This window comes from Flavobacterium aquidurense, from assembly GCF_002217195.1.
Classification (GTDB): domain Bacteria; phylum Bacteroidota; class Bacteroidia; order Flavobacteriales; family Flavobacteriaceae; genus Flavobacterium; species Flavobacterium frigidimaris.
Genome location: NZ_MUGR01000010.1, coordinates 1 through 13,221, shown reverse-complemented (window position 1 = coordinate 13,221; position 13,221 = coordinate 1). Strand labels below are relative to the sequence as shown.

Here is a 13,221-nt window from a genome sequence, read left to right as displayed (position 1 = left end):
ATTAAGAAACATATAAAGGATTATGTCGTCTCACTACGAAGCACCCATTAGAAAACCTTTAGTTATAGGTGATAAATCTTATCACGATGTAACTGTAGATGTAGCTGCCCCTGTTGAAGGGCCGGCAAACAAACATTGGTGGATTGTATTTTCAATCGCATTAATAGCCTTCCTTTGGGGGTTAGGTTGTATAATTTACACCGTATCTACCGGTATCGGAACATGGGGATTAAATAAAACAGTTGGTTGGGCCTGGGATATCACGAACTTCGTTTGGTGGGTTGGTATTGGTCACGCCGGAACATTAATTTCTGCGGTATTATTACTTTTCCGTCAACGTTGGAGAATGGCGATTAACCGTTCAGCAGAAGCTATGACTATCTTTTCGGTAGTTCAGGCGGGTTTATTTCCAATTATTCACATGGGACGTCCATGGTTAGCATACTGGGTTTTACCTATTCCAAATCAATTTGGATCATTATGGGTAAACTTTAACTCACCATTGCTTTGGGACGTGTTCGCAATCTCAACGTATCTTTCAGTATCATTGGTTTTCTGGTGGACTGGTTTATTACCTGACTTTGCAATGCTACGTGATAGAGCAATAACACCTTTTAATAAAAGAGTATATTCTATCCTAAGTTTTGGATGGAGTGGTAGAGCTAAAGACTGGCAGCGTTTTGAAGAAGTATCATTAGTATTAGCTGGTTTGGCTACTCCTCTTGTACTTTCTGTACACACGATTGTATCGATGGACTTTGCTACTTCTGTAATCCCGGGATGGCATACCACAATTTTCCCTCCGTACTTCGTTGCCGGAGCGGTATTCTCAGGGTTTGCAATGGTAAATACATTGTTGATCGTTATGAGAAAAGTTTCTAACCTTGAAGCGTATATTACACTACAACATATCGAATTAATGAACATTGTAATCATGATTACAGGTTCGATCGTAGGGGTAGCGTATATCACTGAGTTATTCGTAGCTTGGTATTCAGGAGTAGAATATGAGCAATATGCGTTCTTAAACAGAGCTACCGGACCTTACTGGTGGGCATATTGGTCGATGATGACTTGTAACGTTTTCTCTCCACAATTTATGTGGTTCAAGAAATTAAGAACAAGTATCATGTTTTCATTTATTATTTCGATCGTTGTAAACATCGGAATGTGGTTTGAAAGATTCGTAATTATTGTTACTTCTTTACATAGAGATTACCTTCCATCTTCTTGGACAATGTTTTCACCAACATTTGTTGATATTGGAATTTTCATCGGAACGATAGGTTTCTTCTTCGTATTGTTTTTATTATACTCTAGAACATTCCCTGTAATTGCTCAGGCAGAGGTAAAAACAATTTTGAAAGGAACAGGAGATAATTACATTAGAGAAAGAGCAAATAAAGATACACATCATGAGTAATAAAGTAATATACGCCATTTATAATGACGATGATATTTTGATGGATGCAGTAAAGAAAACCAGAGCTGCTCATCATCATATTGAAGAAGTTTTTACTCCATTCCCAGTTCACGGATTGGATAAAGCTATGGGTTTAGCACCAACAAGATTAGCAATTTGTGCTTTTTTATACGGATGTGTTGGTATTTCTGTTGCAACAACCATGATGAGTTATATCATGATTCATGACTGGCCACAGGATATTGGTGGAAAACCAAGTTTTAGTTTCATTCAGAATATGCCAGCTTTTGTGCCGATTATGTTTGAAATGACAGTGTTTTTTGCTGCCCACTTAATGGTTATTACTTTTTATATGAGAAGTAGATTATGGCCATTTAAAGAAGCTGAGAATCCTGATGTAAGAACAACAGATGACCATTTTTTGATGGAAGTTGCTGTAAATGATAACGAAGCAGAACTGGTTTCTTTTTTCGAAGGTACAGGAGCTGTTGAAGTTAAAGTAATTGAAAAGAATTAATTGTAGCTATGAAAAGGATATATAAAATAACACTTTTAGTTGGTATAACTATTTTAGTTTCATCATGCCACAATACTTCGGCACCAAACTATCAGTATTTCCCTAATATGTATGAATCTTTGGCGTATGAAACATATGCAGAAGCAAAAGTATTTAAGGGAGGAAAAGAAGGACAGCTTCCTGCAGAAGGAAGTATTAATAGAGGTTTTGAGCCTTATGAATATGAAAATTCAACTGCTGGTTACGAATTGGCTAAAGCTAATTTGAAATCACCTTTGGATTCTATCGAAAGAAATTCCGGTAAAGGAAAAGAACTTTTCGAAATTTACTGTATCAGTTGTCATGGTGCAACTGGAAACGGTAAAGGTAAATTGGTTGAGAGAGAAAAATTTCTTGGAGTACCTAGCTATAAAGACAGAGAAATCACTGAAGGAAGTATCTTTCACGTTGAAACTTATGGTTTAAATGCAATGGGTTCACATGCAAATCAATTAAGTGCCCACGAACGTTGGTTAGTTGCTGACTATGTTCTAAAACTAAAAAGCCAATTATAATTGTTGAACAAACTGATCGTAATAGATATGTATACATTTTCAAGTAAATTAAAAACTTTTTCTATCATCCTAATGGCCCTTGGTATATTAGGAATTGGATATGGTTTTTTAACTGCTCCTAAAGATATTCAAGAAGTTGAGAAAATTCTAGCTGCAGATGCACATGGATCTCATGGTGCTGCACATGAAGCAACAGCAGAAACTTCACATCAAGAAGCTGGACATCACGAAGCTGCTGAAGCTTCACATGATTCGCACAAAGGTGGCGAGCATGCAAAAGTTAATGCTGCTGATGAGCATGAAAAACATTTAACTCACGTATTGCACCAATTGCAAAATAAGCCTTGGTCAGCTTTATATGTAGCTTGTATTTTCTTCTTGCTGCTTTCTATGGGAACTTTAGCATTTTATGCTATTCAACAAGTTGCTCAGGCAGGTTGGTCTCCGGTTTTGTTTAGAGTTATGCAGGGTATCACAGCTTATTTGCCTGTAGGTTCTGTTATTTTCTTTATCATTTTAATTCTTTGCGGATTACACTTTAATCACATATTTGTTTGGTTAGGTGAAGGGGTTACTGATCCTAATAGTCCAAATTATGATAAAATTATTGCTGGGAAAGCAGGTTATTTAAACTTTCCTTTCTGGCTTATTAGAGCAGCTATATTTTTAATTGGATGGAATTTATACAATTACTTTTCAAGAAAAAATTGTTTAGCTCAGGATGAAGCTAATGACGATCTTTACTACAAAAAGAACTTTAAGTTAACTGCTGGTTTCTTAGTATTCTTTATCGTATCTGAGTCTATCATGTCTTGGGACTGGATTATGTCAATTGATCCACACTGGTTCAGCACATTGTTTGGATGGTACGTATTTGCTTCTTTCTTTGTAAGTGGTATTACTGCAATTGCATTAGTAACAGTTTACTTAAAATCTAAAGGATATTTAGAGTATGTAAATACAAGTCATATTCACGATTTAGCTAAATTTATGTTTGGTATCAGTGTTTTTTGGACTTATTTATGGTTCTCTCAATTCATGTTGATCTGGTATGCTAATATTCCTGAAGAGGTAACTTACTTCATAACAAGAATTCAATTATACAATTTACCATTCTTTGGTGCTGTGGTTATGAACTTCGTATTCCCGTTATTAATATTAATCAACACAGATTTCAAACGTCTTAGCTGGGTTATCGTAATGGCTGGTGTTGTTATCTTATTAGGTCACTATGTAGATTTCTTTAATATGATTATGCCTGGTACAGTTGGAGATAAATGGTTTATTGGAGTTCCTGAAATTGCATCTATACTTTTCTTCTTAGGTTTGTTTATTTTTGTTGTATTTACTGCATTAACTAAAGCTCCTTTGTTAGCAAAAAGAAATCCTTTCATTGAAGAAAGTAAACATTTTCATTATTAATATTTAAAGAAGTAAACAGATGACAAGTTTGTTGGTAATTGTAGTTTTAGTTTTATTAGCGATTGCATTGTGGCAATTGACCAAGATATTTGATCTTACTCAAGTGGGATCTTCTTCGGACGATACTCAGGTTGCATCAGATAATGATAATAATATTCAGGGATATATTATGTTTGGCTTTTTAGCTTTCATCTATATATTTACGATTTACGGTTTACTAAAATGGGGTAATTTAGCACTTCATACTCCTGCTTCAGAGCACGGGCTTTTAGTAGATAATTTGATGAATATTACTTGGGTTTTAATTTTTGTAGTTCAATTTATTACACAAGGTTTATTATATTGGTTTTCTTTCAAAAACAGAGGACACAAAGATAAAAAAGCATTATTCTTTGCTGATAGTAACAAATTAGAGGCAATTTGGAGTATTATTCCATCGGTAGTTTTGGCTTGTTTGATCCTTTACGGATTGTATGCATGGAACAACATTATGTTTGTTGATAAAGACGAAGATGTAATTGAAATTGAATTATACGCACAACAGTTCAAATGGACTGCAAGATATGCTGGTAATGATAATGTTTTAGGAAAAGCAAACGTACGTTTGATTGAAGGAATCAATACTTTAGGGGTTGATATGTCTGATCCTAATTCTCAAGATGATATCGTAGTTTCTGAGTTACATATCCCAAAAGGTAAAAAAGTACATTTCAAGATGCGTTCTCAGGATGTATTGCACTCAGCTTACATGCCTCACTTTAGAGCGCAAATGAACTGTGTTCCGGGAATGGTTACTGAATTTGCTTTTATTCCAACTTATACAACATCTGAATACAGAGAGTTACCGTTTATGGTGGAGAAAGTGGCAAACATCAATAAACTGAGAGCTGAAAAAAGTGTTGAGTTAGTTGCTAAAGGCGGTACAGCTTTAGATCCTTATACATTTGATTATTTATTATTATGTAATAAAATTTGTGGAGCTTCTCACTACAACATGCAAATGAAAGTAGTTGTTGATACTCCGGAAGATTATAAAAAATGGTTAAGCGAAAAAACTACTTTAGCTCAGGATATTAAAGCGGCAGCAGCTGCTAAGGCACCGGCTGAAGGAGCAGAGGCTACTACAGATAGTACAGCAAAAGATACTGTTAAAGCGGTAATTGATACTGTAAAAGCAGCTATTGCTAAAGTTGCTATGAAATAATATTTATTAAGAAAATTTAAAGTACACATATATGTCAGCAGAAGCGCACGATCACGATCACGGACACGATCACGAGCACGAACACCATCATAAAGAAACGTTCATTACTAAATACATTTTTAGTATTGATCACAAAATGATTGCGAAGCAATACTTAATTACCGGTATTATCATGGGGATTATTGGTATTGCGATGTCCTTGCTTTTTAGAATGCAATTAGCATGGCCGGAAGAGTCTTTCAAAATCTTTAATGTTTTATTAGGAGATAAATTTGCACCTGATGGTGTAATGGCAAATGATATTTATTTGGCTTTAGTAACAATTCACGGTACCATCATGGTATTCTTTGTACTAACAGCTGGTTTAAGTGGTACATTTAGTAACTTGCTTATTCCACTTCAAATTGGAGCAAGAGATATGGCTTCCGGATTTATGAACATGATTTCATACTGGTTGTTTTTCTTGTCTGCTGTGATTATGTTGTCTTCATTATTTGTTGAAGCTGGACCAGCTTCTGCAGGTTGGACAATCTATCCTCCATTAAGTGCTTTACCACAAGCGATTCCGGGTTCTGGAACAGGTATGACTTTATGGTTAGTTTCTATGGCTATCTTTATTGCATCTTCTTTAATGGGATCTTTAAATTACATCGTAACTGTAATCAACTTAAGAACTAAAGGAATGTCTATGACAAGACTTCCACTTACAATCTGGACATTTTTCGTAACAGCTATTATTGGTGTTATTTCATTCCCTGTATTGTTATCTGCAGCTTTATTATTGATCTTCGACAGAAGTTTTGGTACTTCATTCTTCTTGTCTGATATCTATATTGCCGGAGAGGTTTTACACTACCAAGGTGGTTCTCCAGTATTGTTTGAACACTTATTCTGGTTCTTGGGACACCCTGAGGTTTATATCGTAATCTTACCAGCAATGGGTCTTGTTTCTGAAATTATGGCTACGAATTCTCGTAAACCAATCTTTGGATACAGAGCGATGATTATGTCAGTTCTTGCAATTGCATTTTTATCTACGATTGTTTGGGGTCACCATATGTTTATTTCAGGTATGAATCCTTTCTTAGGATCTGTATTTACCTTTACTACTTTATTGATTGCAATTCCGTCTGCTGTAAAAGCATTCAACTGGATTACAACTTTATGGAAAGGTAACCTTCAGTTCAACCCTGCAATGTTATTCTCTATCGGAATGGTTTCTACTTTCATCACTGGAGGTTTAACCGGAATCATCTTAGGAGATAGTACTTTAGATATTAACGTTCACGATACATACTTCGTAATTGCTCACTTTCACTTAGTAATGGGTATCTCTGCACTTTACGGAATGTTTGCTGGTATTTACCACTGGTTTCCTAAAATGTACGGAAGAATGTTGAATAAAAACTTAGGTTATATTCACTTTTGGGTAACGGCAGTTTGTGCTTACGGAGTTTTCTTCCCAATGCACTTTATCGGATTAGCTGGTTTACCAAGACGTTATTATACAAATACAAACTTCCCATTATTTGATGATTTACAAAATGTGAATGTTTTAATTACAACATTTGCTCTTGTTGGAGGTGCATTCCAATTGGTATTCTTATACAATTTCTTTGTTAGTATTTTCTACGGTAAGAAAGCAGTTCAGAATCCATGGAAATCTACAACATTAGAGTGGACTACTCCGGTAGAACATATTCACGGTAACTGGCCAGGTGAAATTCCTCATGTGTACCGTTGGCCATATGACTACAGTAACCCAAATCACGATGTAGATTTTGTACCGCAAAATGTACCAATGAAAGAAGGTGAAGAAGTTTTACACCACTAAAAATATTTTAAAAAGACCATCTGAGAAGATGGTCTTTTTTGTTTTAATATAAATTCCAATAATTTAAATTGCAAATCCCGGGTATGTTCGGGCGCGAAACGAACTGGGTATTTTTTTTAATCAATTTAAATTGAAAATAAACTGTATAACAAATAAGGCTCCTTGATGCTTGATGAAGTAACTGTACAAACAAAGTATTAATTTGGAATTTCAATGATGAATTTCCTTTTTTTATTTGAAATTTATCTGTTTTACAAACTGATTACTTTGTCTATCTTTGTAAAATGAATGAAAACCTAGATCCCACTACAAATGGGTACAATCCAGAAGAATTAGATCTCGAAAAAAGATTACGTCCGCTGTCCTTTGATGATTTTGCAGGACAAGATCAGGTTTTAGAGAATCTGAAAGTTTTTGTTGCGGCAGCCAATCAGCGTGGTGAAGCCCTTGATCATACTCTTTTTCATGGGCCTCCGGGATTAGGAAAAACGACGCTGGCCAATATTCTGGCGAATGAACTTGAAGTGGGTATTAAAATTACTTCAGGTCCTGTTTTGGATAAGCCTGGTGATCTTGCCGGTTTATTGACTAACCTTGATGAAAGGGATGTTTTGTTTATTGATGAGATTCATCGTTTAAGTCCTATTGTTGAAGAATATTTATATTCGGCAATGGAAGATTTTAAAATTGATATTATGATCGAGTCCGGACCAAATGCAAGAACGGTTCAAATCAATCTAAATCCTTTTACTTTAATTGGGGCTACAACGCGTTCAGGATTGTTAACCGCACCAATGCGTGCACGTTTCGGAATTTCATCACGATTACAATACTATACTACGGAACTTTTGACGAGTATTGTCGAAAGAAGTTCTTCGATACTTAGAATGCCAATTTCATTAGATGCTGCTATAGAAATCGCCGGCAGAAGCCGTGGTACACCTCGTATTGCAAATGCATTGTTGCGACGAGTACGTGATTTTGCACAGATAAAAGGAAATGGAACTATTGATCTTGAAATTGCACGTTATGCGTTAAAAGCACTTAATGTAGATGCTCATGGTCTTGATGAAATGGACAATAAAATCTTATTAACGATTATCAATAAATTCAAAGGTGGACCTGTTGGGCTTTCAACTTTGGCAACTGCAGTTTCTGAAAGCAGTGAAACTATTGAGGAAGTTTATGAACCATTTTTGATTCAGGAAGGTTTTATCATGCGAACGCCACGTGGCCGTGAAGTCACGGATAAAGCGTATAAACATTTGGGTAAAATAAACACCAACATTCAGGGCGGATTATTTTAATTCTGTAATAAGATGTCTGAAAACAGAAAATACAATTACCCTAAAAGGCTTTCAATAGTGAGATTCTTCCTGGATGCTGAAGGAGTGCGTAGAAATCCGATTCCTTTTCATAAAGGCTATTTTGATCAATTGGGAGATTCTTTTTCCCTTAAAATTGGCTGGTCAAAACACATTATCTTATCGAGAGACAATGAAATTGCTCAGTATATTCTGCAGAAGAATCAAAAGAATTATCATAAGTCTAAATTTCAATCGGTATACCTTTCAAAATATTTAGGGAAAGGACTTTTGACTGTTGATGGCGATTTTTGGCTCAAACAAAGAAGATTGATTCAGCCTGCTTTTCATAAGCAAAAGATGAATCAGCTGGTCGAAAACATGAATGATACCATTGCTTCAGAGTTAAAAGATGTAGTGGAAGAAGAACCAGTTGATCTTTTTCCTGTAATGAGTCAATTGGCCTTTAATGTTGTGGCGAAATCATTATTCCAACTTTCCATTTCAGACGAAAAACTAAATCGGATAAAATTTATTATAGAAGAAGTTCAGAATTTCTTAATTAAGGAAATCAGGCTTCCGCATAAAGCATGGTGGTTTTCGTTAAGTGGCCAGATAAAGGATCATTTGGAATTGGCTGAGGAGAATAATAGTATTATTCAGGAAATTATTGAGGAAAGAATGACTTCGAAAGAAGAAATTAATGACCTTTTGAATATGCTCTTAGAGACCCGATATGAAGATACCGGAGAAGGGATGTCAGTAAGTCAATTGGTCGATGAAATTAAAGTATTGTTTATTGCGGGACATGAAACGACAGCCAATGCACTGACTTTTACTTTGCATCTTTTAGGGAGAAATCCGGAAGTACAACAAAGAGTTCTTGATGAGATTACTGAAATTGAATCTCAAACAGATGATATTGTTGAGCAACTTCAGAAAATGACCTACACCAATGCAGTTTTAAACGAATCAATGCGTTTGTATCCGCCAGCCTGGATTACCGACAGGCAGAATGTTGCAGATGATACACTTGCCAGTTATCATATCAAAAAGGGAACGCTGATAGGTGTTTCTTTTTATGAGTTACATCGAAATCCTAAATATTGGGAAAACCCGGAAGAATTTAATCCGGAACGATTTCTGGGAGAACAGAAAAAGCAATCGATGCAGTACTTTTATCCGTTTGGTGCAGGTCCAAGAATGTGCATCGGAGCGGGGTTTGCTATTTATGAAATGTGCCTGACTATTGCTCAAATTGTAAAAAAATACGTGATTAAATCCAGTACAGATACTGTTCAGTTTAATCCTCTGATAACATTAAAACCTGTTGGTGTAGAAGTTTCATTCTCTAAAAGATGAGTATTAATGCAAAAGAGACATATTCGAAATTTATAAAATCTGAAGCAAAACGCCTGGGTTTTCTTTCTTGCGGAATATCTAAAGCTGGATTTCTGGAAGAAGAAGCACCACGGCTTGAAAAATGGCTGAACAATAACCATCATGGGCAAATGGCCTATATGGAAAACTATTTCGACAAGCGGCTAGACCCTACATTATTAGTTGATGATGCCAAAAGTGTTGTGTCGCTTTTGCTAAATTATTATCCCGAAGAAACCCAAAGTCAGGATAGTTTTAAAATCTCGAAATATGCGTATGGGCAGGATTATCATTTTGTAATCAAAGAGAGACTTAAAGAATTTTTGCATGCTATTCAGGAAAATATAGGTGATGTTTCCGGACGTGCTTTTGTCGATTCGGCACCTGTTTTAGACAGGGCATGGGCGGCAAAAAGCGGTTTGGGATGGATTGGTAAAAGTGGGAATCTATTGACCCAAAAGGTAGGCTCTTTTTACTTTATTGCTGAGCTGATACTCGATTTAGAATTAGAATACGATCATGCTACTACAGATCATTGCGGTTCTTGTACCGCTTGTATAGACGCTTGCCCCACGCAGGCAATTGTTGCTCCGCATATTGTTGACGGAAGTAAATGTATTTCGTATTACACTATCGAACTCAAAGAGAATATTCCTTATGAAATGAAAGGAAAATTTGACGAATGGATGTTTGGTTGTGATACATGCCAGGATGTTTGTCCCTGGAACCGGTTTTCGAAACCACATTCAGAACCCCTGTTTAATCCGAATCCGGAACTGCTATCTTTTTCTAAAAAAGACTGGATCGAAATTACAGAAGAAACTTTCCGTGCCATTTTCAAAAACTCTCCAATCAAAAGAACCAAGTTCGATGGTTTGAAGCGAAATGTTAAATTTTTAGAATAGTTTTCTCTTATTTTTCAAGGTTTTTTTGTCTTTTTGGACTCTGTCCTTTTCTATCCTATCATTTTTGTTGTTTGTAAGATTTTTACGTTTTTGTCTTGTATTTGAATAAAAACTAACAATACTTTAAAAAATTAAGAAATTTCTCCTGTTTTATTACCGAATAGTTAAGGTTTTCACAACTTGATGTTAATTTTTATCGTCAAAAAGTGTCGTTCAACGTTTATCTGTGTAGTTTGTCGACTAAAGTAGTTAGTAGATAGGTGTTTGCATACTTTCGCGACTCCAAATCTACTAATTTAACCTAAAGGCAATTTTTATGCCTTGAACGACATACATTTATGGTGCAAAAACTACTTTATTTTTGTGACGATCCTGCGAAGAATTTTCCGGGATTTGCAAAAAACATTTCCATTATTTTATCGTATTTATCCTATATGCTGAAAACCACAATTGGTTCTTCGGCTTTCCATCCTTCTATTCTTAATACCACAATTGTCTATGCGTAACTTTACTTTTGGAAAGTATGTTTTTGCAACACTTTCTTTTTTATTATTTTCTGCCAATACAATTTTTGGGCAATGTCCCACTGGACAGATATATTATGTTAATCATGTATATGCGACTAATGTATATTCTAGTACTAATGTGACTAATGCAAACAATGCGGTAGGGAGTGATGATAGTACAACTGCGTCAATTAATAATTCTGGCGTTCTTACTCTTGATATGGTAAGTACGATTAGTAATGGAATTTCTGTAAAAGTAAATGGTATTGATGGGGGAAGAGTAAATATTTCAGTTTGGAATTCAAGTACGAACATATGGCAGGCCGTTGGAACTAATCAATCTTTAGATTATACTTTTGTATCCCCAATTAATTGGAGATACATACAAATAACTAGAGGGAGTAGTGCGAGTGGTAATGTTTCTATAAGTTCTATTGATGCGTCGGTAAAAACTTCAACATGTGTTCTTGATACAGATAGTGATGGAGTGCAGGATTCGTTTGATTTGGATGATGATAATGATGGTATTTTGGATAGTGTAGAATGCTTAGGTTGCTCTGTTAAGTTTGCAAATGGAAGTTTTGAAAGTCCAGTAATTGCATCAGGTACTTACTCTGTAATGGATCAGACAGCTGTACAGGGTTGGAAAACTACAGCAACGGACGGCCAAATAGAAATTTGGTCTTCTCCGTTTAATGGTGTTAACGCTGCAGAAGGAAATCAATTTGTTGAATTAAATGCAAATCAAGTGTCTACCCTGTATCAGGAGTTTTGTCTGAATGGCGCTGGAGGTACTGTTAACTGGTCTGTAAAACATAGAGGGCGCAGTGGAGTTGACGTGGCAAGGGTTAAAATGGGGGAAACCGTAGCAACAGCAGTAGAACAAAGGATAATGAGTGATGGAAATTCTGTTTGGGGGGCTTATTCTGGGACTTATACTATTTCGCCTGGAAAAACAACACTTGTAATTGCTTTTGAATCGGTTTCGTCAGTTGGAGGTGGATCTTTTGGTAATTTTTTGGATGATGTGCAAATAACGATTAATGAATCTTGTGCAGATACAAATGGAAATGGTATACCTAATTCTCTAGAATTAGATAGTGATAGTGATGGCTGTTCTGATGCCAATGAGTATTATAATTCTGCTGCAGCTGATGGAAGTGATGTGGATATGTTGTATGGTACAGGAAAACCAACTGTTGATTATTATGGAAAAGTAACAACAGTAGGAGCAACATATAGTGGTAGTTATACAAACGCAATTACAGCGACAAAAGCTACTGTGACCACACCACCAAGTAATCAAACTGTAGGAGCTTGTAAAACAGCTACTTTTTCTGTTGTAGCTAATGCAGTTAACGCATTAAATTACACTAATGGTATTCCTAACTATAATGGAGGAACCGATGTTTCTGGTGCTTTTGTTTATCAATGGCAAGCAAACGGTGTTGACTTAAGTAATACAGGCGTATATACCGGAGTTAAAACTGCTACTTTGAATATTTCTAATGTTTCAGGACTCAATGGAATTAAATATACAGTAAAAATAAAACATCCTAATTATGTTTGTTTTGATGGTTCGTATGATGCAACGCTAACGCTAACTCCGACACCATCTGCACCAACAGTTGGAATTATAACACATCCAACATGTACAGTTGCTACCGGAAGTGTTGTCTTGAATGGTTTGCCGTCAGGAAACTGGACAATTACTAGATCGCCGGGAAATTTGACTACTACGGGAACGGGATCTAGTTGGACTGTTTCAGGGCTTGCTGTAGGAAATTATACTTTTACCGTAACAAATGCAGATGGATGTATTTCGCCTGCATCTGGCAATGTAGTAATTAATGCACAGCCAGTTGTTTCTGCTAAACCAGTAGCGACTAATGGAACGGCAATAATTTGTGGTGGATTCACAGCGAATTGGAATGCTGTTCCAGGAGCTACTTCTTATGGAATAGCGATTTCAACAAATGAGTTTTTTAGTTCAAATGTTTTACCTTTCGATGGACGAGATTTGGGAAGTAATGCAACATCATACAATTTTACAGGATTAAGCGGGGGAGATTATTATTATAGAGTTTGGTCATACAATAGTTGTGGGGCAAGCGCAGCTTCCTCTAATACAATTAGAGTTTCGGTGGCTGGTACACCTACAGCGTCAGTTGC

10 protein-coding genes and 1 pseudogene are annotated in these 13,221 nt (G+C 36.0%); all 11 read left to right on the top strand.

Annotation, left to right across the window (positions count from 1 at the left end; genetic code table 11):
* Positions 1–22 precede the first annotated feature (22 nt).
* Positions 23–1,423 carry an NrfD/PsrC family molybdoenzyme membrane anchor subunit gene (gene nrfD, locus B0A67_RS06200; RefSeq protein WP_055096849.1) on the top strand — a complete coding sequence of 467 codons (1,401 nt, stop codon included), beginning with the start codon at positions 23–25 and terminating at the stop codon, positions 1,421–1,423.
* Positions 1,416–1,940: a DUF3341 domain-containing protein gene (locus tag B0A67_RS06195; protein WP_041516373.1), complete on the top strand. Its 525-nt coding sequence runs from the start codon at positions 1,416–1,418 to the stop codon at positions 1,938–1,940. Before nrfD ends, B0A67_RS06195 begins: the two co-directional genes overlap by 8 nt.
* 8 nt (positions 1,941–1,948) lie before the next feature.
* The gene (locus B0A67_RS06190; protein ID WP_072954336.1) at positions 1,949–2,494 is read left to right on the top strand and encodes a c-type cytochrome; all 546 of its coding nucleotides are present in this window, start codon (positions 1,949–1,951) and stop codon (positions 2,492–2,494) included.
* 27 nt (positions 2,495–2,521) lie between these two features.
* A complete protein-coding gene (locus B0A67_RS06185; protein WP_072955517.1) occupies positions 2,522–3,916 on the top strand; it encodes a cation-translocating P-type ATPase in 1,395 nt (464 codons plus the stop codon).
* Positions 3,917–3,935: 19 nt separating this feature from the next.
* Entirely contained in the window at positions 3,936–5,120 is a 1,185-nt protein-coding gene (locus tag B0A67_RS06180) for a cytochrome c oxidase subunit II (protein WP_072954333.1), read from the top strand.
* Positions 5,121–5,151: 31 nt separating this feature from the next.
* Positions 5,152–6,954: a cytochrome c oxidase subunit I gene (locus B0A67_RS06175; protein WP_072954329.1), complete on the top strand. Its 1,803-nt coding sequence runs from the start codon at positions 5,152–5,154 to the stop codon at positions 6,952–6,954.
* Positions 6,955–7,238: 284 nt separating this feature from the next.
* Positions 7,239–8,261 carry a Holliday junction branch migration DNA helicase RuvB gene (ruvB, locus tag B0A67_RS06170; protein ID WP_072954312.1) on the top strand — a complete coding sequence of 341 codons (1,023 nt, stop codon included), beginning with the start codon at positions 7,239–7,241 and terminating at the stop codon, positions 8,259–8,261.
* A gap of 12 nt (positions 8,262–8,273) precedes the next feature.
* The gene (locus tag B0A67_RS06165) at positions 8,274–9,620 is read left to right on the top strand and encodes a cytochrome P450 (protein ID WP_072954311.1); all 1,347 of its coding nucleotides are present in this window, start codon (positions 8,274–8,276) and stop codon (positions 9,618–9,620) included.
* Positions 9,617–10,543 (top strand): tRNA epoxyqueuosine(34) reductase QueG, encoded by a 927-nt coding sequence (queG, locus tag B0A67_RS06160; RefSeq protein ID WP_072954309.1) that lies wholly within the window; start codon positions 9,617–9,619, stop codon positions 10,541–10,543. The genes B0A67_RS06165 and queG overlap by 4 nt, the downstream gene beginning before the upstream one ends.
* A 338-nt stretch (positions 10,544–10,881) precedes the next feature.
* A complete protein-coding gene (locus B0A67_RS24940) occupies positions 10,882–11,049 on the top strand; it encodes a hypothetical protein (RefSeq protein ID WP_207557314.1) in 168 nt (55 codons plus the stop codon).
* A pseudogene (locus B0A67_RS06155) lies at positions 11,042–13,221 on the top strand (hypothetical protein); the annotation flags it as partial. The gene B0A67_RS24940 and the pseudogene B0A67_RS06155, both read left to right, overlap by 8 nt.